This is a genomic window from Enterococcus florum (genome assembly GCF_004309355.1).
Lineage (GTDB): Bacteria > Bacillota > Bacilli > Lactobacillales > Enterococcaceae > Enterococcus_A > Enterococcus_A florum.
Genome location: NZ_BJCC01000009.1, coordinates 158390 through 179857, shown reverse-complemented (window position 1 = coordinate 179857; position 21468 = coordinate 158390). Strand labels below are relative to the sequence as shown.

General features: G+C 44.6%; 23 protein-coding genes. 3 read left to right on the top strand and 20 right to left on the bottom strand.

Annotated elements, in window-relative coordinates:
- Positions 1–12 precede the first annotated feature (12 nt).
- The 12 genes from nagE to NRIC_RS05930 all read right to left on the bottom strand — a co-directional run bounded on the left by nagE (position 13) and on the right by NRIC_RS05930 (position 13597).
- Positions 13–1989: an N-acetylglucosamine-specific PTS transporter subunit IIBC gene (gene nagE / locus NRIC_RS05985; protein ID WP_146621782.1), complete on the bottom strand. Its 1977-nt coding sequence runs from the start codon at positions 1987–1989 to the stop codon at positions 13–15.
- On the bottom strand, positions 1986–2852 hold the full coding sequence (locus NRIC_RS05980) for a PRD domain-containing protein (RefSeq protein ID WP_146621781.1): 867 nt from the start codon (positions 2850–2852) through the stop codon (positions 1986–1988). Before NRIC_RS05980 ends, nagE begins: the two co-directional genes overlap by 4 nt.
- Before the next feature lie 222 nt (positions 2853–3074).
- A complete protein-coding gene (locus NRIC_RS05975; protein WP_146621780.1) occupies positions 3075–4025 on the bottom strand; it encodes a DHH family phosphoesterase in 951 nt (316 codons plus the stop codon).
- Between the two features lie 13 nt (positions 4026–4038).
- Positions 4039–5370 carry a DRTGG domain-containing protein gene (locus NRIC_RS05970; protein WP_146621779.1) on the bottom strand — a complete coding sequence of 444 codons (1332 nt, stop codon included), beginning with the start codon at positions 5368–5370 and terminating at the stop codon, positions 4039–4041.
- Positions 5371–5505: 135 nt separating this feature from the next.
- Positions 5506–5976 carry a YbaK/EbsC family protein gene (locus NRIC_RS05965; protein ID WP_146621778.1) on the bottom strand — a complete coding sequence of 157 codons (471 nt, stop codon included), beginning with the start codon at positions 5974–5976 and terminating at the stop codon, positions 5506–5508.
- On the bottom strand, positions 5973–7400 hold the full coding sequence (locus NRIC_RS05960) for an MFS transporter (RefSeq protein ID WP_146621777.1): 1428 nt from the start codon (positions 7398–7400) through the stop codon (positions 5973–5975). The genes NRIC_RS05965 and NRIC_RS05960 overlap by 4 nt, the downstream gene beginning before the upstream one ends.
- A 168-nt stretch (positions 7401–7568) precedes the next feature.
- Positions 7569–9254 (bottom strand): ribonuclease J, encoded by a 1686-nt coding sequence (locus tag NRIC_RS05955; RefSeq protein ID WP_146621776.1) that lies wholly within the window; start codon positions 9252–9254, stop codon positions 7569–7571.
- Between the two features lie 243 nt (positions 9255–9497).
- On the bottom strand, positions 9498–10802 hold the full coding sequence (locus tag NRIC_RS05950) for a polysaccharide deacetylase family protein (RefSeq protein WP_146621775.1): 1305 nt from the start codon (positions 10800–10802) through the stop codon (positions 9498–9500).
- 542 nt (positions 10803–11344) lie between these two features.
- Positions 11345–12379: an aspartate-semialdehyde dehydrogenase gene (locus NRIC_RS05945; RefSeq protein WP_146621774.1), complete on the bottom strand. Its 1035-nt coding sequence runs from the start codon at positions 12377–12379 to the stop codon at positions 11345–11347.
- A gap of 104 nt (positions 12380–12483) precedes the next feature.
- Entirely contained in the window at positions 12484–12678 is a 195-nt protein-coding gene (locus tag NRIC_RS05940; protein WP_146621773.1) for a hypothetical protein, read from the bottom strand.
- Between the two features lie 15 nt (positions 12679–12693).
- Complete coding sequence (locus NRIC_RS05935) at positions 12694–12915, bottom strand: CsbD family protein (RefSeq protein WP_146621772.1); 222 nt, start codon at positions 12913–12915, stop codon at positions 12694–12696.
- Between the two features lie 67 nt (positions 12916–12982).
- Positions 12983–13597 carry an alpha/beta hydrolase gene (locus tag NRIC_RS05930; RefSeq protein WP_146621771.1) on the bottom strand — a complete coding sequence of 205 codons (615 nt, stop codon included), beginning with the start codon at positions 13595–13597 and terminating at the stop codon, positions 12983–12985.
- 149 nt (positions 13598–13746) lie between these two features.
- On the opposite strand from NRIC_RS05930, the gene NRIC_RS05925 reads away from it, so the two are divergent.
- On the top strand, positions 13747–14562 hold the full coding sequence (locus NRIC_RS05925; RefSeq protein ID WP_146621770.1) for a hypothetical protein: 816 nt from the start codon (positions 13747–13749) through the stop codon (positions 14560–14562).
- Between the two features lie 4 nt (positions 14563–14566).
- On the opposite strand, the gene NRIC_RS05920 is transcribed toward NRIC_RS05925, so the two are convergent.
- From NRIC_RS05920 to NRIC_RS05905, 4 genes are all read right to left on the bottom strand, one after another.
- Positions 14567–14947 (bottom strand): hypothetical protein, encoded by a 381-nt coding sequence (locus NRIC_RS05920; RefSeq protein WP_146621769.1) that lies wholly within the window; start codon positions 14945–14947, stop codon positions 14567–14569.
- Between the two features lie 64 nt (positions 14948–15011).
- Positions 15012–15224: a DUF2922 domain-containing protein gene (locus tag NRIC_RS05915; protein ID WP_146621768.1), complete on the bottom strand. Its 213-nt coding sequence runs from the start codon at positions 15222–15224 to the stop codon at positions 15012–15014.
- A 45-nt stretch (positions 15225–15269) separates the two neighbouring features.
- Positions 15270–15476: a DUF1659 domain-containing protein gene (locus NRIC_RS05910; RefSeq protein WP_146621805.1), complete on the bottom strand. Its 207-nt coding sequence runs from the start codon at positions 15474–15476 to the stop codon at positions 15270–15272.
- 77 nt (positions 15477–15553) lie between these two features.
- Positions 15554–16069: an RNA polymerase sigma factor gene (locus NRIC_RS05905; protein WP_146621767.1), complete on the bottom strand. Its 516-nt coding sequence runs from the start codon at positions 16067–16069 to the stop codon at positions 15554–15556.
- A gap of 167 nt (positions 16070–16236) precedes the next feature.
- Between NRIC_RS05905 and NRIC_RS05900 the strand changes: the two genes are divergently transcribed.
- Positions 16237–16962: a hypothetical protein gene (locus NRIC_RS05900; RefSeq protein WP_146621766.1), complete on the top strand. Its 726-nt coding sequence runs from the start codon at positions 16237–16239 to the stop codon at positions 16960–16962.
- Positions 16963–16978: 16 nt separating this feature from the next.
- Positions 16979–17872 carry a GH25 family lysozyme gene (locus NRIC_RS05895; protein ID WP_146621765.1) on the top strand — a complete coding sequence of 298 codons (894 nt, stop codon included), beginning with the start codon at positions 16979–16981 and terminating at the stop codon, positions 17870–17872.
- Positions 17873–17950: 78 nt separating this feature from the next.
- On the opposite strand, the gene NRIC_RS05890 is transcribed toward NRIC_RS05895, so the two are convergent.
- The 4 genes from NRIC_RS05890 to NRIC_RS05875 all read right to left on the bottom strand — a co-directional run bounded on the left by NRIC_RS05890 (position 17951) and on the right by NRIC_RS05875 (position 21468).
- Complete coding sequence (locus NRIC_RS05890) at positions 17951–18268, bottom strand: hypothetical protein (RefSeq protein WP_146621764.1); 318 nt, start codon at positions 18266–18268, stop codon at positions 17951–17953.
- A gap of 17 nt (positions 18269–18285) precedes the next feature.
- Positions 18286–18867, bottom strand: coding sequence for a VanZ family protein (locus NRIC_RS05885; RefSeq protein WP_146621763.1), 582 nt, complete (start codon positions 18865–18867; stop codon positions 18286–18288).
- 96 nt (positions 18868–18963) lie between these two features.
- Positions 18964–19923, bottom strand: a complete 960-nt coding sequence (locus tag NRIC_RS05880) for an LCP family glycopolymer transferase (protein WP_146621762.1) — start codon at positions 19921–19923, stop codon at positions 18964–18966.
- Positions 19924–20049: 126 nt separating this feature from the next.
- Positions 20050–21468 (bottom strand): oligosaccharide flippase family protein, encoded by a 1419-nt coding sequence (locus NRIC_RS05875; protein WP_146621761.1) that lies wholly within the window; start codon positions 21466–21468, stop codon positions 20050–20052.

Sequence of the window (21468 nt, the reverse complement as noted above, 5' to 3'; positions counted from 1 at the left end):
GTGTTCAACGATTTATTTTCCAGTCAATTCACCGATGACTTCATTTTTTTGAACCTCTTTTGCTTCGGTAATTTCAAAGTTGGCCACTTGATCCATGTTCGTCAAGGCAACGATCATATCCGTCTTCTTGCCTGCTTCAAGGATCGCAGTCAAGTCAGCTTCAGCAATCAATTGACCTCTCCCGACTTTTTGCCCGGCTTCTACATAGACCTCAAAAGGTGCTCCGCCCAGATCAACTGTATCCAAGCCCATGTGCAGCAACACTTCGATTCCAGAAGAAGTGGTGATGCCGACTGCATGCTTGGTTGGGAAAACGTTGGAGATCGTCCCAGCGACTGGTGAAAAAATTTCACCCGAGGTTGGCAGCACCGCATACCCGTCGCCCATCATTTTTTCAGAGAAAACGTCGTCTGACACTTCGGTGATCGGTACGAGACGGCCTGTAGCAACTGCGTACAATGCTTGTGTTTTCACTACCTCCTCTGTAGCAGGGACTTCTACTTGAGCAGTTGTCGGATGGCCGCCGCCTTGATGCAGCCGGCTCATTTCATCCGCTACAAATTGAACTTCTGTGCCAACGATTACTTGAATGTTCTTAGCATCAATCACTTTCAGTCCTGGAACACCTGTTGCTTTAATCTTCGATTGGTCGACCGCGTTTGTGTCTTGAACCTGCAACCGCAGACGTGTCGTACAATTGTCGATCGCCGTTACGTTGTCCCCGCCTCCAAGTGCTTCATAGATCTTTTGGGCCATTGCAGCATGTTTGCCGTCACCAGAAGTTTCCACATCAGGCATCTCTCCTCCATCACCTTCCTCACGTCCTGGCGTCATCAAATTGAATTTCGTGATCGCAAAACGGAATCCGAAGTAATAGATTGCTGCAAAGACCACCCCTTGCAACACCAGCATCAATGGCTGATTCGCCACTGGATTTTTCAAGGACAGGAAGTAATCTACAAAACCTGCGCTGAAGGCAAAGCCTGCTGTCCACTGGAAAAAGGCACTGACTGCCAAAGACAACCCAGTAAAAATCGCATGCAGTACGTATACTGGCCAAGCAACGAACATGAACGAAAATTCTAAAGGCTCTGTTACACCCGTGAAGAAAGAAGCGAAAGCCGCCGCCACCATCAGTGAAGCGGTGACCTTTTTCTTTTCTGGTCGTGCGCATTGGTAGATCGCCAGCGCACCAGCCGGCAGTCCAAACATCATTACTGGAAAGAATCCTGCTTGGTACATCCCTGTTTTCCCAACGATCGCTAAGCCGCTGTCAATTGCTTTTTGACCTGCTAAAAAGTTTCCGATGTCGTTGATTCCAGCAACATCAAACCAGAATACCGAATTCAACGCATGATGCAGACCTGTAGGGATCAATAATCGATTGAACAGTCCGTACAGACCAGCTCCGATAAAGCCTAAGCCGGAGATTCCTTCCCCTAAAGCAACCAATGCACCATATACAACTGGCCAAGCAAACAATAAGACTGCCGAAATAACCAACATGCCCAAAGAAGACATGATCGGTACTAAACGTTTGCCGCTGAAAAACGACAACGCCATGGGCAGCTTGACTCCGCTGAATCGGTTGTACATTTCCGCAGCCACCAATCCAGCAATGATCCCAACAAATACATTGTTCCCCATACTATTAAAAGCCGGATTGACATCTGTCAGATCCTTCAAATTGAACAAGACTTGGATGGACTCTTTAGCCAATACGGTTTTTGGGACCAAGTAAGCCACCAGACCTGCTAAAGCTGCAGCTCCGTCTTTGTCCTTTGACATTCCCAAAGCCAACCCGACAGAGAACAACAGCGCCAAATTATCTAAAATCGCCAAGCCGCTGTTCATTAAAAAGGTCGTAGCACCATTCGATACACCCATTCCGACGATCCAGTTGGCCACCCCGACCAAGATCGAAGCTGCCGGCAACACTGCCACTGGCAGCATCAATGAGCGGCCCATTCGTTGCATATATGCTTTCATTCGTTCATTTCTCCTTTATCGTTTGTTTCTCTTTTTACGCCGCGCAATCGCTCCACATGAATGGCCAAATAGCCCAGCTCTTCTGTGGTGATTGCTAACTGATAATTCTTCATCAAAAAGACCCGAACCTTTTTGGCGATCTGATAGCTTTCAGGATATTTTTTGCGTACCATCTCAATGATCTCCTGATCCAACACCGCGTAACGCTGGTTGTGATACCGCTGCAGCAGGAGACGCAGATGATTGGCTAATCGTGAGTAATCCAAAGCCAGCTCCTTTGAGCGAATGTCGATAGCGACTTCTTTTTCAATCACATGGATCACATCTGAAATGATGGTAATCTCACGAATACTGGCATAGTTGCTGCTTTTTCCCATCCGTGCGCTGTGGATATGGATCGCAATATACCCCGCTTCATCATACCCATACGGAATCTCCAACGTACGATTCAGATAATCGACGGCCCATTGCGCGATTCCGAACTCTTCTCCATACAACACTTCAATCTCGCTCAACAATTTATTGCGAATTACGATACCATTTACAATATTCTGGGCCGCAAAGGCAATGTGATCAGTCAATGCAACGAAAATATGTTCATTCAGCTTCTCCATCAGAACAGTCTCTGCGTGATCAATAATCGCTTCCGCCGCAAAGAAATACTTTTCATTGATTTGATTCAATAAGTTCTGTAATTTCTGCTGCCCCTCTGGTTCCATGACGAACAGGCGCTCGATCTCTCTAGAATGGATCAGATCATTTCGCTGCTTGCCAAACCCGACGCCTTTGCCGATGGCGACCTTTTCTTCGCCTTGATCCTCTACCAGCACTGCATTTTGATTCAAGATCTTTTTGATTTTCATAACACATTCCTCATTCTGCAGAATAATTCGACTGTCTCGACTAGCCTTTGGCCAAATAAAAAGGCATGGAAAGAAACACAAGAAGCGTTCTTGTGCGTTCTTTCCATGCCTAGTATGATCTAGTCACATGAAACAGTATTCGTTAACAATTCCAATTGTATAGACCAATAAAATGTTTGTCAATGCCTTTTTTTCATCAAAATGCTCTTTTTATTTAAAAAATCAGGTGTGTTTTCGATAATTTGCGCATAATGCTTGAATTTCCTGATAGATCTCTTGGCGTTCCTCTGCATTGCGAGCATTGGCTCCACTGGCCAAAGGATGCCCGCCGCCGTAATAGCGTTTAGCCAGCTCATTGATCACCGGTCCTTTGCTGCGCAAACGTACGCGATAATACCCCTCGGGTTGTTCCACAAACACTGCCCAAGCTAAGACCGAATCGATCACTCCCGGCAGAGGAACCAATGAAGACGTTTCGGAGTCCACAATCCCATATTCTTTCAGCGTTTCTTTGTCCAGAATGATCTGACCTGCCCCATTTTTATCCACTTCCAAATGCTGGTAGACGTACCCTGACAATTTGGCGACCTTCAAAGAAACTTGCTCCAGTTCGCGATTCAATTTGGTTGCATCAAATCCATAATCCAATAATTCTGCAGCCACGCGCAAGGTATGCGGAGTAGTGGCAGGGTATAGAAATCGCCCCGTATCCCCCACGATACCGCCGTACAATAAACGAGCCGCATGCTGATTCAGCTGAAGTCCAGTTTCTGAAGCAAAGTCAACGATCATTTCACTGCAGCTGCTGGCAGTAGTATTGACCCAGACTAAGTCGCCGTAAGGCTCATCATTGGGGTGATGGTCGATCTTGATCAAATAATCGCCCAAATCATAACGTTCATCACTGACACGCGGAGAGTTGGCAGTATCGGTTACGATGACTAAGGCCCCTCGGTACATTTCGTCCTCTAGTTCCTGCATCTCTGCCAAAAATTCAAGTCCCTCCACCGGACCGCCCACATGATAGATTTCCTTTTCAGGAAAATTATGCCGCAGGATTTCTGCCAGTCCAACTTGTGAACCTAGTGCATCCGGGTCCGGCCGTTTATGGCGATGAATAATGATCCTGTCGTATTGTTTGATAGCAGCAATGATTTTTTCAGTTGTTTTCATAAACTTCCTCTTTCTATGAACGCTCCATGACCTGGCAGACGACCAGACTCTTGGCCACGATAACATTGTCGATAAACACTTCCAGATCCAGCTTGGCGGAGCGTCGGCCAAATTCCAAAATACGCGAATGGATCTCGACTTCACTTTCTAATTGAATCAAGCGCAAATAATGCAAATTCATTTGTTCGATCAATGTATTTCGCCGCTGCTCCAGCAACACTGTGCGCTGAGCCACATTGGCTAAGATCTCACTGAGGACCCCAAACGAAATTGTCCCGACACTATTGACCATCTGCGGAGTGACTTCAAATTTAAAATAGGGCAAAGGCAAGGGTTCTCCTTGACGGTCGGTGTCAATCGTTACAATGTCGCCGACGATTTGATCAGAGATCGTGTTAGACATTTGCGGCTGCCGTTGGACCAGCTGCATCGCCTTCATCACATCCTGACGGCTGACCATCCCTACTAAAGAAAGATCATCAGTGACCACAGGCATCATTTCCAATCCGTCCCAGATCATTTGGTGGCTGACAGAAGCAACACTCATGTTTTGTTTGACGATGATCGGGTCCTTGGTCATTACTCGGTCGATCAATTGGCTGTCGACCTTGCCTAGAACATCCTTCGCTGTCACGATACCGATCACCCGAAGATGGCGGTTGACGACAGGAAAACGCGAATGCCCTGTCTCTTCTGACAAGCGATGATAATCAGCGATCGTATCACCAATAGTCAGATAATAGGTTTTGTCCAGCGGCATGTAAATATCGCTGACTTGCATAATGTCCTTCTTGATCAGCTGATCGCTCAACGCACGATTGATCATGGTGGCCACTGTAAAACTATCATAGGTCGTTCGCAGAACCGGCAGCCCCCGCTCGTCTGCCAGCTCGGAGATTTCTTCTGTCGTATCAAAACCACCTGTAATCAAGACAGCTGCACCATCTTTTAAGGCCAGCTTTTGTGCACCCACACGATTTCCGACGATCACCAATGAACCCGGAGTGATATAGCGGCGCATGGCTTCCTCGGTCATAGCACCGATTACAAACTTGTTCAGATCCTTATCTAACCCACTGGCGCCACCCAGCACATCGCCTTCAATGATTCGAACGACTTCGCTGAAGGTCAACCGCTCGATGTGCTTTTTAAGCTTTCGTTCGATCCGAATCGTTCCTACCCGCTGGATCGTCGAGACGAGTCCGATATTTTCCGCATCCTTGATCGCACGATAAGCGGTTCCTTCACTGACACTCAAATTCTTTGCGATGCTGCGCACGGAAATGCGTTCGCCCACTGGCAAGCTCTCGATGTGCTGTAAAATCAAATCATGTTTCGTCGCCATAATATCCCTCTGCTCCTCTGTTTCCTGATTTTATTTTCACTTCCATTAGTACAGTTCAACTTTTTATAGTATAACAGAACCACGCACAAAAAAGAAGTCAACTGTCAGGATTGCCGGACAATTGACTTCTCTCGATTATTTTAATAGATCTACCAGCTGAGGTTGTACTACTTTTTTTAAATCAGAAACAGACAGCTCCACCGCTCGCCCAAGCTCCCCGCTGGATACGACGACTGTATCAAAGGATTGGATCGATTGGTCCGCTAGCTGCGGATATTCTGGATGCTTCAAGTGAATGCCAATCGGGGTATTGGCTCCATGCTCGTAGCCGGTATATGCCAACACAAAATCCATTGGCGGCAGTCCTACTTTGCGGTTGCCAGTGGCCTTTGCTACTTTTTTGTAATCCAATCGGCCCTCCAATGGAACCAATGCAACAATCACCCCGGTTTTATCCCCTTTTAGAACCAGCGTCTTAAAAATCTTTTTCTCTACCTCAGGCATTTTAGCCAGTTCTGCTCTGCCATTTTCACTGGCGGCTGGCAGTTCCTGTGTTTGAAATGGAATCCCACGTTCTTCTAAAAAGGTTTCTACTTGGTTGCTCATGCCTTTTTCCCTCCTTTAAAACGAATGACTGACAGCAGCAGTGCGCCTCCGCATAGGACTAAGGCCGCGATAAATGTTGCCCGCATCCCGAAGACGAAAATATCTGGTCGATGCGCAATATACGTAGTCACCCGCTGCCCGTAAGCTGCGCTCATACCGTTGTATAAAATCGTTGTGGCTAACGCAATCCCCAATACCATTCCTAAGTTTCGTGCAAAGGAATTCAGACTGCCGGCAACTCCTAAGTTTTCTTTGGTGACACTGCTCATCACCATTGTGTTGTTCGGAGATTGAAACAACGCGTTGCCAAATCCCATCACTGCTGTTGCTGCCACATAATACCAGATTGGGGTTTGTTCATTCATAAAAATATACATCACTTGAGTGAGCGACAACAAACTCAAGCCAGTTACGACTAAAATCGGCGAGCCGACTTTGTCGGTCAAATAGCCGCTGATCGGGGAACCGATGACCATCATGAACGGCAGTACCATCATCAACAGGCCGCTGTAGCTGGCTGACAAACCACGCGCATCCTGCAAATAAAACGGAATCACGACGTTCACAAAAAAGTTCGAAGCAAAAATCATGACCGCTGTAATCAAACTCATGGTGAACAGCTTGTTCTTGAAAATGCTGAACACGATCAATGGATCAGACTTGCGTTTTTCCACCCGAATGAACAGTAAAAATGCCAGCACTGCTACTGCGAACAATAGAAGCGGGATCGGACTAACATATCCCGACTCCTGTCCTAAAAAGACCCCGCCAAAAAAAGTCAGGATCGTCAGCGCAAAAGTCGCAAATCCTAAGCTGTCGATCTTTCGATGCGACATCGTGAGATCCTTTGGCAAGAATTTCTCGCCGATCAGGATCGTTAACAATCCCACTGGTACATTGATCCAAAAAATATAGGACCATGAAAAATGAGAGAGGATCAAGCCGCCAATCCCCGGTCCAGCGATCGCACCGAGAGAAACAAAGGCTCCGATCGATCCCAGCGCCCGTCCTCGCTCCTGCATCGGAAAGACCTCCGTTGCGATCCCTGAATTCGTCGCCATCGTCATGCTTGCACCGATTCCTTGAATCACTCGACCGAAGAGAAGAAATTCCAAAGAGTGATTGAAGCCGCACAGCAAAGAGCCGATGGTAAAGACAACCGTACCCAAACGATAGACCTTGATCTTCCCAAAGCTGTCTCCAACTTTCCCAAACAGCAGCAGACACGCACAGACCACCATTAAATAAACAGACGCTACCCATTCTGCCTTGTTCATCGGGACGATCAGATCCTTCGAAATAGTAGGCAGTGCAATATTTACGATGCTTGAATCCAGAGTAGACATAAACGCAAACATCGCCACCGAGACTAAAATCCACCAGCGGTTTTTTTGGACCAGCGGATCCTCTTGATAGGTTTTCATAACAGGACTTCCTTTCTTGCAGATTATAGCAAGTTTTCAAAAAAAGCGGCAAGGATTTGCTACTTTGGTACTGATACTAAACAGAAAGTCGCCCCTTTTGTCCAGCATTTTTAAGATCTACACAGACGAAGAGGCTATGACTTATGTCATAGCCTCTCCTGTTTAAACTTATTGGGATTTGCGGCGGCCGCGACGTTGATTCGCTTCCATGATAACTGGAAGGATCACCGGACGACGCTTGGTTTGCTCGAACAAATAGCGGCTCAACCGATCTCGAATGTCTTGTTTCAATTTGCTCCATTCGAAATCATCGGAATGCAAATGCTTCTCCACGATTTCACTCGTGATATCACCGCTTTCCTTGATTAAATCACGGCTGGCTTTCACATAAACGAATCCGCGAGATGTGATCTGCGGTGTCGAAACGATTTTCTTCGTCTTGCGATCGATAGTGACTACAACAACGAATATGCCATCCTCAGACAGAACCTTTCGGTCGCGCAACACGATGTTGCCGATGTCGCCCACACCGATCCCATCAATCATCACATTGTCAGCTGGCTCACTGCCAGCCGCACTCATGTGCTTGTTTTTGTATTCCAGCACATCACCGCGACCTGTGATAAAGATTTTTTTATAAGGAATCCCCAGTTCGTGTGCCAAATCTGCGTGAGCAGCCAATTGGCGGTATTCTCCTTGCACCGGAATGAAATACTGAGGCGACATGAAATCGATCATCATTTGCAGATCTTTAGGGTTCGCATGACCAGAAACACGCAGGTTTTCGGAAATATTTTTTACGATTCCGCCCGCACGGTAAATCATGTCTTCCGTCTTAGCCACAGTTGTTTCCATCGCGATCGTTGGTGTCGTCGTGATGTATACCAAGTCACCGTTCTCGATTTTTACGTTGCGGTGAGACCCATTGGCCATTTTTTGCAAGGACTTGATCGGTTCGCCCATCCGACCTGTTTCTAAAACAATCAGTTCTTCAGGCTTATACTTTTTCATTTCTTTCAAGGTGATGAACAGATCCTCTGGTACTTCCAGTTTGTCTAAACGCATCGCCGTTCGAATGATCCGCTCCAGATCCTGCCCAGTCAATACGACTTTTCGATCTGCCTTTTGCGCCGCATTCAAGACTTGTTGGACCCTTTGCAGATTGCTGGCAACACAGGCAACGATGATTCGTCCGTCCCAATATTTAATGGTATCAAAAACCTCATCAGCGATTTCGCGTTCCCCTGCAACCTGCGCAGCATTTTCCGCATTCGAGGAAGAACTCAGCAAAGCCAATACGCCTTCCCCTCCGATTTCGCCTAGGCGGCGATAACTTGTGGAATACATTGGGATCGCTGTTGGATCGAATTTGAAGTCTCCTGTATAAACGATATTGCCTTCATCTGTTTTCAAGCTGATCCCGACTGAATCCGGGATCGTATGGGTGGTGCGGAAGAAGCTGATTACTGCCGAGCCAAAATCGATCTCAGCATGCTCATCAATGATATGAAAATCCTTGAATTTCTTGCTTTCTTCATTGTTTTTGACACTCAGCTTGGCCAATTCGATCGTCAATTCAGTCCCAAAAACCGGCACCTGAACCTCCGACACCAAATATGGCAATGCACCGATCGCATCGGCATGTCCATGTGTCAAGAAAACTCCTGCCACACGGTCGGCGTTTTCAATTAAATAGGTAAAGTCAGGAATCACAATATCGATCCCCAGTAATTCATTTTCCGGATATTTCAGTCCACAATCCAGGACAAAAATATCATTGTCCACTTCCACAACGTACATGTTTTTACCATTTTCACGTACACCGCTGAAAGGGATAAGTTTGATCGTACTCAAATAAGACACCTCTCTATTTATCGTTTTATCTATTGGTTTCAGCTTCCTCAGACCCCGTCTCAGTACGGTCTGTGCTTATACTCATTTGCTATTATACATGATTTTTACTGAAAAACCATGCAGGTCGCCGCAAAACCCTGCTTCTGCTTGTCTTTCTTATAAAACGATTCCTCAGCAAACGCAAAAATGATCTTTAAAACCAGCTCACAAAAGCTGCTTTTAAAGACCATCACTCATTTACTTTCAGGGCATTGCTCGTGCTTGGCGGTCCACCACCTGATCCACTTGGAAGAAATTCTCCAATACGTTGTTTTCTCCCTTTACATCCGAATCGAACCGCAGCCCATCGACATTGATTCGAGCATTCCGGTAATATGCTGGCGTAAATTGACCCCATGCAGGTTTTGAAGCATCGACGTTGGCAAATATATCATACCCCTGCCCCTTCAAAAAGCTGTATTTCGCATTCGCCGCCGTATAATTCGCCGCATCACTGATATCTGCACCGAATGGATAGATCAGCACATTGGTTTTTCCAATGATCGGCTCTACTTCATTTTTGAAGCGTTGCGTATCCTGCTGAATATCAGACAGCGGAGATTTGGCAAAATCAATATGCCCCCACGAATGGGAAGCAAAGGTCCAGCCAGTCTCCTTCAACCGATCGGCCACTCGTTTGGCTTCAGCCATCGCTTGTTTGGTCTTCTGAGTATCGCCATAACTTGATACCGAGCTGCGATAGCCCAACACACCATTGTAGCCAGTCACTGCTAAAATCCCCTTTGACCCTCGATAGGAAAAATCAGGATGCTGAGCGACAAACCGATCAATGATCGGCACCATATCGTAGTCTCCGACCTGTTCGCCTCCATTTGATTGGTAGCGATTTTTGATCTGCTGCTTCCGGTCGATCATCAGCTTTTCAGCAAACCCGGAGTTTTCCATGTATTCATAATAATTGACATCGTCTTGCGACAAAATCAAAGGCTTTTTTCCTTCCGGTAAAGAGACACCGGTGAATTCCAGCTGTCCTTGCTCATTTTTATGAAGCAGGTCGGCATAATTCACCAGTACATACCCCCGCTGATACGTTTGTTCGATCGCCTTCTCGAACTCAGGGATCGTCACCATGTAATCCTTATAGCCTTGTCCCTGCGATGTGCGAAAAGCGATTGCTGGATCAACGATCAAACTATGAACAAATAGATGAGAATAGGCCGCAGGATCCTCCCATTGGACCAGCTCTTTTTGCTGGTTCTCATAATTCTGCCGCTTGTTCTTTAGCTGCGGATTCTCATCGCCCTGCAGTTTGGCAATCGCAGCTTGAAAATCATATTGACTGGCCAAATGATTCGCCTCCTGCAATCGTCTGTTTGTATCAGAAGCGTCATGATTTTTTTGCTGTGTGGCTTCCGTTGTTGTTTTCGTGGACTGCTCCGATGCATTCCATGCTTCCCTTCGGTTCAGTCCTAAAAAGATACTTGCCCCTGTAGCCAGCACAACGATCATTGCTAGCACACTTAAAAACGCTTTTTGTCCTGTACTCATCTAATCCCCCACACCTTTATTGGTAAATTTTACTTTACCGCAAATACCGTCAAATCTCTAATGATACGCAAAAAGACAGAGAACCAACGACTGACCAAGTCGCCTCTCTGTCCCCCTGTTGATAAACGATTGCTTTCGGCACACATCCATGAAATTGACCACCCTTGCCCTCAACGGATGATTGACCACTAACCTTTGCTGGGGACGAAGATGGGATTCAGTGCCCTGAGTGGACTTTGACAACAACTGTAAGGGTAGCTGTCTTTTTTTGTATACACTAAAATACCCAATTTCTTCAAAACAGTTTTCCGAAAACAATGAAAATCCATCAACTTACTCATTTACTTGATTTTATTTTAACAAATTTCCAAATAAGTTTTTTTTATTAATTTTAACGTTTCATAAAGATTGCGATTTATCGAGAGGATCTCAGACAAAAAAAGGCAGAAAAGCCTTTTGTACCAACCTTTTTTAGTATTCAAAAAAAATTCTATCCCTACAAACAAAAAGAACCCTTTTGAAGAAAAGGGCTCTCTGTGATGTTATATCAAGTTCATTTCAACCATGGTTTCAGCGATTTGGACCGAATTCCATGCGGCCCCTTTCAGCAAATTGTCTGACACGACCCACATATGGACACCTGTGTCGACGTCGATATCTTTGCGGATACGGCCAACAAAGGTTTCTTTCTTTCCAACACTGTTCAATGCCTGCGGATAAAGCTGAGTACTTGGATCATCTTCCAAAACAGCGCCTGGTGCTGCAGCGATCACCGCTTGGATCTCTGCTACAGTTGCTGGTTTTTCCGTTTCGATATAGATCGATTCAGAATGCCCGGACAATACAGGAATCCGCACACAGGTCGCGGACACTTGAATGCTGTCGTCTTCCATGATCTTTTTGGTCTCATTGACCATTTTCCACTCTTCGTAGGTATAGCCTTCTTCTGCAAAGACATCAATTTGTGGAAGCGCGTTGAAGGCCAATGGATAATGCTTCTTGTCTCCCCCGCAAGGCAAGATGTTTGCAGCCATCTCCTCACCGTTTAGAAACTGCTGCGTTTGTGTTTTTAATTCCTCGATCGCTTGATTCCCCGCACCAGAGACTGCTTGGTAAGTCGACACGATGATTCGTTTTAAGCCAAACGCCTTGCGCACTGGCTCTAGAGCGACCATCATTTGAATCGTAGAACAATTTGGATTGGCGATGATGCCGTTGTGCTGACGCAATGCCTCGGGATTGACTTCCGGTACTACCAGCGGTACATCTTCGGCCATCCGGAAATGACTCGTGTTGTCGACAACGACTGCACCACGTTTGACTGCTTCAGGAGCAAATTTCGCTGAGATACCGCCACCAGCGGAAAATAGCGCCAGATCAACGCCCTCAAAAGATTCAGGAACCAGCTCTTCAATAACTTTGGTCTCACCCTTAAAAGTCAATTCTTTTCCCGCAGAGCGAAAAGAAGCCAAAAATTTGACTTCGCCCAAGGGCATACTCGTTTCTTCCAGCATTTGGATCATTTGTGTTCCTACTGCGCCGCTTGCGCCAACTACTGCCACGTTCACTTTTCTCATGATAATCACTCTCTCAACTCATAGTATTTTAAATATTCTATCACAGATAGACCAAAAGGCAACCACCATTCCGTCTAGACGTCCTTCGAAGACCGATTCTTTTTTTAAATTTTTGCGATGAATTGAGAATGTCCTCCTTCAAGACGAATGGAATCACTCTGCTGCACGATGTCCGTTTTTGAAAAATCTTGAAGACATTTTCGGATGTGTAACGGGACATCTTTATCTGAAATGCTGCGATCAACTAGACCTGCAAAACGTTCTTCACTGAATAAAGAAAAAGCTGCTGAAGCATTCACTCCAGCAGCTTTTTCTTATTCGTCTTTCTTCTTATCAAATTTATCTTTAAGCTTGCGTGCTTCTCTTTTGATGTCATCGCCTAATTCACGCGCATCCTTTTTGACTTCAGCTCCGAACGATTGTCCTTTGCCTTTCATTTCTTGCTCTTTATCGCCTCTGACTTTTCCAGCGGTCTCATTTGCTTCACCTTTGGTCTTGTCTTTTAAGTCTCTTGCATCTTTTTTGATGTCTGACATAGCGGATGCCCCCTTTTTTTAATACCCTAAGAGTAGGCGCAATTCCTGTTTTAAGCAAGTTATCTGCTTATTTTGCTGTCGATTGACTATCTAGCCATGTCTTGGCGGATTGCAGTTCGCTCATATCCAGCTGATGGCCTCGCTCCGTTTGCTCGATCGTGACATCCGCCTGTCGAGTTTGAAAGGCCTTCACCAATTCATCAAACGATTCTCGGCTGACGATAGGGTCCTTTTCGCCACCATAGGACAGCCAAACGCGCTTATCAGACAGCTCAAATTGTTGCGTATGCACCTCCAAAGACATCGGGTGAAAAAAGATTCCTTGACGCAAGGGGGTTTTTCTCTCTAACAATAAATGAGCGGCGATGTTCGCCCCATTTGAATACCCCACAAGAATCCAGTCTTCCATTGCAACGCCCTTCTCGGCACTTTCTTTTTCAATGGCAGCTAATAAATGATCGCTTTCCTGCTCCAGGCTCTCAAAATCAAATTGATTCAAGCCGTTGCGTTTGAAAAAGCGATTCATCCCGTCCTCTTGGATTTCTCCGCGAAAAGACACGATACGGCAGCTCCCATCAAGAAATCGGGCAATATCCACAAGAGAGGTTTCGTCTCCACCTGTTCCATGAAGCAAAAGCAAATTTTTTCCCCCTGCTTCACCTGGTTGGTATAAGGTTTTCATATCGGCTCCTCCATAACTTACTTTTTATAAGCCAAAGGTATCATGTTTTATTTCGAGAATCAAAAAATCTGTTTCTGGAACTATTTATCATTTGTTTTTTATGGATATGCCATTTAAAATTAATGTATAAAAAATAGGGAGATGATTGGATGCAGGTATTCGGAAAAGTGATCAAAAATCAGCGGCTTCATTTAAAACTGACCAAAGCACAAGCAGCCTGCGATTACTGCAGCGTCTCCGAGTTGACCCGAATCGAAGACCACAACCATGGGAAACAAAATGTGATTTTAGCATTGTGTCACCAGTTAGCGCTGCCTTACGATGCCGTTATTCCCAAACGCGTATTGACTGACCCCGTACAATTGATCCGTCTCATCGAAGCTCTGAATGCACGCCATGAATTCAAATCGGTCCTTTCCCTGCTTGAGTCTTATCTTCCACTGCTGCCTGTTCAAGACACCATTCAAGCTGGTCACCTGTTGTATTTAAAAGGCTATGCGGAGCTGCACGCAAACGAAAATATCCATCATGTACTGCTTTCTTACCAACGAGCACTGAATTTGGTGCAAGATGATCCACTGTATGAATTGCTGGTGTTGAAAGGCATCGCCTATTATTACCAGCAAAATAATGAATGGCATCGTGCAAAGCATTACTTTGACTATGCCTTGACCATGAAAAACAGAGCCCCGAATACAAAAAAGTTAGCGTCTTTGTACTATAAATCGTCCCAATTTTACGCCTGCATTGGCGAGGCCCAAAAAGCAATGAAGCTGTGTGATGAAGGGATTCAACTGATCCAAGAGCATAAGCTGACAGAAGGCTTGGATCTGCTTTATTTTGAGAAAGCCCTGCAGCAATCTACTAAAGAAAAAATGCGTGTGGATCTATTGGAAAAGGCCGATCAGTATGCGCGGATCAATCGAAATTTTTATTTGATCAACCTGTTAAAATATTGGCTGTAATGAATCAACATCGATAAACCAGCGGTGGCTGATTTGACAGCAGCCAGGTCAACAGCTTAAACACATTTGGTGTCAAGCGGCGTTTTTCAGGAAATAAACGCTGCAAAAGCTGCTGCCACTCTGCTGGTGAAAAATAATGCTGGAAATAAAAGAGATAGCGTTTCATTGCATGCGTGACACGCAAACGATAGAGGGAACGGACCAACTCACACAGGAACCAAGAAAAATCTTCAAAACCAATACGATCTCTCACTTGGAGGACCACTAGGAGTTTAAGCGTGTTCGCCTCATTTTTGGTTTGGTCATAGTAAGCAAAGATCCGTTTTTCCAATGTTTGTCGTTTTAGTCGGAACAGCTGCTCCATCGTAAATGGTTGCTCCTGCATCGTCCTTCCCTCCCTCGTTCAAGAATTGTGAACACTGACGCTGGATCAGTGTTCACTTTTTTATTTAAAAGACCGGTGTTTCGATGGTCTCAACATATTTGGCGCTAGACGCCCGTTCGTACAATCGTACCCCGTTTTTTTCAAAAATGCCTAGACCGCAGAGCTTGTCCATCTCCGTCTTGATTTCTTCTGACGTCAGCTCTTGATTGGGTTCCTTGTAATTCCAACGATGGACCTTTCCCTCGCTGGTTTCAAATGCTACGGATAACTTTAACATGGTGTTTCCTCCTTCGGTAGTATTTTCTAGTTTCTCCTCGGTCAGTTATTTTGTGATCCGAGATTGACTCGTTACGATCACACCGTCCAAGCTGTTTCCTGCGACAGCCATGCGTTCCATAATCTCTGCTAATTCAATCACCTTTTCCTCAGCAGGGTCAGCTACGACATTCGAAAAGTTGATCTTGTTCAGCTTGTCAGCACCCGCTTGTTCCAATTGAACCTGTAATTTGGTACTCAATCTTTGCTGCATCATCGATTCCTCCTTGATAGTTAGTGTAAGTATCGCGATTGCCTTACACCCCTATAAACGAGGAACAACACGTTTTTTCACCCCTTCTCCGCAAAAAAATCGATCGCCCGACAACGCTTCCTCAAACGATCCCGCCAACGGTATACCGCTTGAACACTGACCCGATAATAATCCGCGATTTCTGAAATAGTGAACCCACGATAGCAGTGCAGCACGATATAGCGTTTTTCTCCGATTGACAGATCTTCCCATATTCGTTCGATCAAATCGCTGTATTCCAGCCGTTCCACCGAAGGTCCATGTTCTGCCGATCGATATTCTTCACAGGCACGTTCAAAAAGCGCTTGCGAACGCCATTCTTTTCGCTGCAGGTCTCTCACACGCCAAGCAAACAATTGAAAAAGATACGCGATCAAAGAGCGATCTGGCATCGTTAGATCCTTCTGTTCGGCTGTTTGCAGCAAAAGGATACGCAACGTCTGAAGATAATCCTCGTAATTCGGATCACTGCTCTTCACCTGACAATGGTGCAACACTTTATAAAATAACATTTGATATTTTTCCAGCAATTTTTCTTTTTCCATTTCAGACATACAAATTCTCCTTATTTTTTTGTCCGGCCGGCATAAAAACCATACAAAACATTGGAAAACATGTAAAATTGCAATTTTGTAAATATAAATAAAAAATTACGAGTACGCACAACCCCTTAAGATTATATATAATAAAAGAACAAATACTATCAGAAAGGATGATGTCAATGTCAGAAGCACTCATTTTACCATTTCAATCTGAACCTCAGGAAAAGATCTTAAAAAGCAATATTCAAGACCCTTATTGGATTTCGCTGCTTGAAAAAGCGACGGTTTTCAATCATTATGACTGCAGCAAGATTTCTGCTCTGGTTCCGATTTACGGACGAAATGAAACACTGGTTCTGCGGGATGGAAAACCGTTCATTTCAGAAGGAACCACCCGAGCCACCCTCGATCGCTTCAACCAAGCCAACAGTTTTAGCAACTATCAGATTTTGATTCGTACCTTTCGCCAGTTTCGTTTGCTGCCCTCTTACAAAGTACCTGTCTCCAATCTCTATTTTTCACTTGTTCCGATGGAAGCCCCAAGGCATTGTATTTGGCTAAACACCTTAGAAGTCTATCGCTTATTCTCCAAAAATAAACGAGCCTATTGCGAAATGATTGACGGATCGATCATCGAACTGCCCGTCTTGTACCGCAGTGCTCTCACAAATCTGGAAAAAGCCGCTCTTTTTCTGGCGCTTTATCGTTGTGAGCACCGCTTTGAACTACGCAAAGGCACACATCCATTAGACTTTCTCGATTTGCCGGATACTCCGATGGGGCGTCAGCTCAGCAAATCAACCATGCTGGAAAAATGGCCGATCCAACCAGGAGCATTTCGTGAACGCTATGAAAAATTGAAACTGATGGACCTGTACAACAAGCTCGATTCAAACGCAATTTAAGAAAGAAGGAATGCATATGACTCACCCCTCTCCATTAATTTTAGATATCAGTGAATGGCAACCACCACAAACACTCCATTATGCTCAACTTGCTAAACAAATCGACCACGTGATCGTCCGTGTCCAATATGGTTCAGCTTACGAAGACAAGCACTACAAAACGCATATCCCGCAATTTCAAGCATTGGGAATTCCCGTAGCCGTCTACGCTTGGGTCCGCGGAACCAGTATTGCAGATATGCAGGACGAAGCCCGTGTGTTTTACGAACGTGCCAAACAATTCAAACCAAGCTTCTACTGGCTGGATGTAGAAGAATTCTCCATGCCCGACATGAGACGCGGCGTTGAAGCTTACCGCCAAAAATTGAAAGAGCTTTCAAACGCAAAAGTTGGCGCCTATGTCGCCAACCACCTGTTCCGACAACTTAACCTAGCCATTGAATCCTTCGATGGTCTTTGGCTGCCGACCTATGGAGCCAACACAGGCATTTATCAGGGTGCCGATCCAACAGCCAGTCAAGCCTACGATCTGCATCAATACACTTCCCAAGGCTGTTTGGTAGGGTACTCCGGTCCACTTGATCTCAGCCGTCTGGCCAGCAACAAATCCCTCAGCTATTTTACGGAGGGCACACAAAAAGCCCCAGCTCCTGAGACCAGCTGGGGACACGCAGAAAAAGGAATTTTTACATTGAACACAGCCATTCATCTACGAACTGCCCCAGACCGGACAGCCGCGAGTCTTGCCGTCTTACCGTCTGGAGCAGAGGTTCATTACGATGCCTTTGCCCATCAAAACGGGTACGTCTGGATTCGCCAACCTAGGCAAGACGGCAGCTGTGCTTACCTTGCTACAGGTCCTACGAACGGACAAACACGTACCGCTCCAAGTTGGGGAAGCTTCCGTTAAATCCGAATAACTCTCATCCAGAGAACAGAAATCTTGCACATACAAAAGAAACAGAGATGCCCCAACAGCATCTCTGTTTCATTCCTTACAAACCAGCTGCAGGAACCCCCAGCGTGTTGCCAAATATTCTCCACGAATCTCTTCATTCTTTAGGTGATTGGTCACCAATGTGCCTTCAACACGATAGACGATCACCGGCTCCTGATTCGAAGGAGCCACCCTTTCCAACAGCTGCAGCAAATCCCGCTTAGGCATCAAATAATAATTAAACTCATCTTCCTTCAAACGCTCATACGTGATCGCCCCTTCAAACGTCATATATGAAGCTAACTCCTTTAGCATCCACTTCGTTTGAACCGGTGTGATCTTCAGTCCCCGATACGAAAATGACTCCATCGCTTGATCCCCCCACTTCACATACCCTTTTGCTCCTCTACAAATCGCACCTTCATTTTAGCACACATCAGATAGCCAAGCCCACAGCCCGCCAAATTTGTGAAAATATCCCAAATATCAAAGGTTCCCAAATAAAACACATACTGCAGTGTTTCCACTCCCAAAATCGTCGCTATGGACAGAAACACTGCTTCTTTCCAACTCGCCCGAATCCCATACAAAATACCTAACGGAATAAAATAGACCACATTTAATAAGAATTCTGCCGCTTGTGTCCCCGTCCGCAACGGCATTTCAAAAGGATTCACATTCAGCGAATGATATTGCTGCGCCTTTGTAAACAGCACAATAAACAGCAGCAACCCGTACACACTATAAAACAAGTACAGATAAACCACCGACAGCCGTCGTCGCTCCCACTGCACATAAAACAACCACAAGCTCAAAAAAAGAAACAACCACAAGGCCTCATCGGTAAACGCAAACCGCTCCATCACTCCCGCTAACCGCGGATAGCGCGTCAATGTCGGCAAAGCCAAGAAGTAGATCACAACATAGCTTGCGATCCCAGATACGATCGCCGATATCAATTTTCTCATGCAGCCGCCCCCTTGATCCGGTAATGAATAGCTCATTATAGCAAAAAGCGACAAGGGAAAGAAGTCATCTTCTTCCGATCCCTTGCCACCTTAAGATTAATTTAGATGAAGCTGCTGCTTCAATTCATTTTGGACCCGTGTCAATTCTTCCGGCGCAACTCGTTGATATGAAACCTCGTTTTGCATGAAGCCCTCACCCTTCAACTGATCCGTTTTAAACGTATCAAACGCCGAACGATATTTTGATGCCAACGTCCGCATCTCACCAAAGGTCAGGTCCGTCTTCACGTTTTCACCCATCGCCGTCAAAATTTGCTGGTAGCTGGTCACACCATCCAAGGTCATGATCTTTTTCGCCACCCCAGTAATGATCTGACGCTGACGCTCCTGGCGCCCATAGTCGCCATTCGGATCATCATACCGCATCCGCGAATACTTCAAAGCCAAATCGCCATCCAGCTGCTGACGTCCTTCAGGAAAAGTCGTTCCCTCATAGGTAAACTCAAACGGATTGTTGACCTCAATCCCATCCACAGCATCCACTAAACTCTCGATCCCCTGCATATTGATGGTAATGTAATGATTGATCGGAATATCCATCAACTTTTCCACTGTATCCATCGACATCGCTGCCCCACCAAACGCATACGCGTGGTTGATCTTATCCTCCGTGTTATGCCCGACGATCTCCGCATACGTGTCCCGCGGCAAGCTCACGATCGTCGTTTGATTGTCCGCCGGATTCACCGTCGCCACCATCATCGTATCCGAACGCCCTTGCTCGTTCCGACCAAGCGCTCCCGTATCAACTCCTAGCAGAAGAACACTAAACGGTTCTTTGTCTTCTAGGCTGACCGTTCGACTGTTCCCATCCTGACGCTCCACCTTCTCATGAGTGCCATCCGCGGTCCGTTTCACATCGCTGTACATCTTCGCCCCGACCACTCCAACAACAACGAGGATCGTTAATAGGATACCTAGCAAAGTAAAAAGAACTTTTTTGGCTGTACTCGTACGTTTGACACCTTTGCGTTTTCGTTTTTTCTTTTCAGACATGATTTCAACTCGCTTTTTTCGATTTTTTCACAGTGTTAATGGTAGGGGAAAGTGATTTTAAAAACTAGGATTTAGTAGAAAATTAACGAAAAGAGTTCATTGCTTATGATGAAATGCAATCCTAGGCTAAATTCTTTTATTTCTAATAAATTCAATAATTGGATTTGTACGGAGGAATGTAACAATTACAAAATATATCAATACTGCGATTATCGCTTGAACAATATTCACCCATAATAGTTCAGGCATGTCATGTGTGAATAACCGTGTTAAAAAAAACATAATTAGTGCAGCCATTGTGTAAGAGATTATGTTTTTTACGTTAAACTTAAAATCTGTTGATTTTAAAAATGATCTAACTCTAACAATAGTGACAAATAATTCAGCGAAAATATTAGCAAAGACTACTCCGAAAAATCCAAACAACGGGAGAAGAAAAGCATTCAATAATATATTAATACCTGCTCCTAAAAGGACAGATTTATTATATTCCTTAACCCTACCTACAGGCATTAAATACTGTCTAGATATAGACATACCTAATGGAATTACTACAATTAAAATGCTGAAAAGAGGTATAATCTTGTTTATAAACAGAAATTTACTTCCAAAAAACCAAGGAACTAGTTTATCATAAACAATCAGCATTCCAAACATCGTAGGAATTGATATAAATAATTGCAAGTTAATTGTTTTTTCCATCATTCGAACAATTTTCGATGATTCCTTACTTGCAAATAAACTAGTCATGTGAGGTAACAAAACCAAATCCAACGTTGTGATTATAGTTATAAATACTGTATTGAGCTGCAGGGAATTGGCATAATACCCCACCGCAACAGCACCTAGATAAAAGCCTAGAATGGTTTTATTTAAATTAGTATAAAGCATTATTGCGACCTGCGGAATAAAATAGTCAATTGATCCTTTAATATGTTGAAGGCATTTTCTTATATTCACCTTGACAAATTTTATATGCTTTCGAATATATACCCAAACTAATAACTGTGATAACATTATTCCCAATGATTGAATAAGAGTATACACAACAACATCTTTCTCATCTTTAACTAATAAAATGATGAAAACAAATGAAAATAATTGAACTATTAAATTCACCATGCTAGTCTTTCTAAAATCTTCTATTCCCATAAAAAACCACGAAATATCAAACATTACTGCGAGAATGACAAATATTTGAGACAGGAAAACTCCTTTATTATCGACAAAAAAGGATAAAACAAAGTACATAATTAATACTATAGATGAAATTATCATTTTAAAAACAAATATTTCACAAAAGACTATAGAAGTGCTCTTTTTGGATTTTTTCCATACTAAGGCAACTTCTCTATTCCCATATATAGTAACTCCTAGCCCTGCAAGTAAAACAAAATACTGAGCGATTGAATAAGTATAATTATATACCCCAATCCCTACTGGTCCAAGAGCATTAGAAACGATAGGAATTGTGACAATTGGCAGAATTATCTTTGTCAATTGAAAGACAGTTTGATACATGAAATTTTTTGCTACATTCTTCAT

Coding starts and splice junctions, on each gene's coding strand:
- nagE (WP_146621782.1), bottom strand. CDS start 1,989: ATGAAAGCATATATGCAACGAATGGGCCGCTCATTGATGCTGCCAGTG.
- NRIC_RS05980 (WP_146621781.1), bottom strand. CDS start 2,852: ATGAAAATCAAAAAGATCTTGAATCAAAATGCAGTGCTGGTAGAGGAT.
- NRIC_RS05975 (WP_146621780.1), bottom strand. CDS start 4,025: ATGAAAACAACTGAAAAAATCATTGCTGCTATCAAACAATACGACAGG.
- NRIC_RS05970 (WP_146621779.1), bottom strand. CDS start 5,370: ATGGCGACGAAACATGATTTGATTTTACAGCACATCGAGAGCTTGCCA.
- NRIC_RS05965 (WP_146621778.1), bottom strand. CDS start 5,976: ATGAGCAACCAAGTAGAAACCTTTTTAGAAGAACGTGGGATTCCATTT.
- NRIC_RS05960 (WP_146621777.1), bottom strand. CDS start 7,400: ATGAAAACCTATCAAGAGGATCCGCTGGTCCAAAAAAACCGCTGGTGG.
- NRIC_RS05950 (WP_146621775.1), bottom strand. CDS start 10,802: ATGAGTACAGGACAAAAAGCGTTTTTAAGTGTGCTAGCAATGATCGTT.
- NRIC_RS05945 (WP_146621774.1), bottom strand. CDS start 12,379: ATGAGAAAAGTGAACGTGGCAGTAGTTGGCGCAAGCGGCGCAGTAGGA.
- NRIC_RS05935 (WP_146621772.1), bottom strand. CDS start 12,915: ATGTCAGACATCAAAAAAGATGCAAGAGACTTAAAAGACAAGACCAAA.
- NRIC_RS05930 (WP_146621771.1), bottom strand. CDS start 13,597: ATGAAAACCTTATACCAACCAGGTGAAGCAGGGGGAAAAAATTTGCTT.
- NRIC_RS05925 (WP_146621770.1), top strand. CDS start 13,747: ATGCAGGTATTCGGAAAAGTGATCAAAAATCAGCGGCTTCATTTAAAA.
- NRIC_RS05920 (WP_146621769.1), bottom strand. CDS start 14,947: ATGCAGGAGCAACCATTTACGATGGAGCAGCTGTTCCGACTAAAACGA.
- NRIC_RS05915 (WP_146621768.1), bottom strand. CDS start 15,224: ATGTTAAAGTTATCCGTAGCATTTGAAACCAGCGAGGGAAAGGTCCAT.
- NRIC_RS05910 (WP_146621805.1), bottom strand. CDS start 15,476: ATGCAGCAAAGATTGAGTACCAAATTACAGGTTCAATTGGAACAAGCG.
- NRIC_RS05905 (WP_146621767.1), bottom strand. CDS start 16,069: ATGTCTGAAATGGAAAAAGAAAAATTGCTGGAAAAATATCAAATGTTA.
- NRIC_RS05900 (WP_146621766.1), top strand. CDS start 16,237: ATGTCAGAAGCACTCATTTTACCATTTCAATCTGAACCTCAGGAAAAG.
- NRIC_RS05895 (WP_146621765.1), top strand. CDS start 16,979: ATGACTCACCCCTCTCCATTAATTTTAGATATCAGTGAATGGCAACCA.
- NRIC_RS05890 (WP_146621764.1), bottom strand. CDS start 18,268: ATGGAGTCATTTTCGTATCGGGGACTGAAGATCACACCGGTTCAAACG.
- NRIC_RS05885 (WP_146621763.1), bottom strand. CDS start 18,867: ATGAGAAAATTGATATCGGCGATCGTATCTGGGATCGCAAGCTATGTT.
- NRIC_RS05880 (WP_146621762.1), bottom strand. CDS start 19,923: ATGTCTGAAAAGAAAAAACGAAAACGCAAAGGTGTCAAACGTACGAGT.
- NRIC_RS05875 (WP_146621761.1), bottom strand. CDS start 21,468: ATGAAGAATGTAGCAAAAAATTTCATGTATCAAACTGTCTTTCAATTG.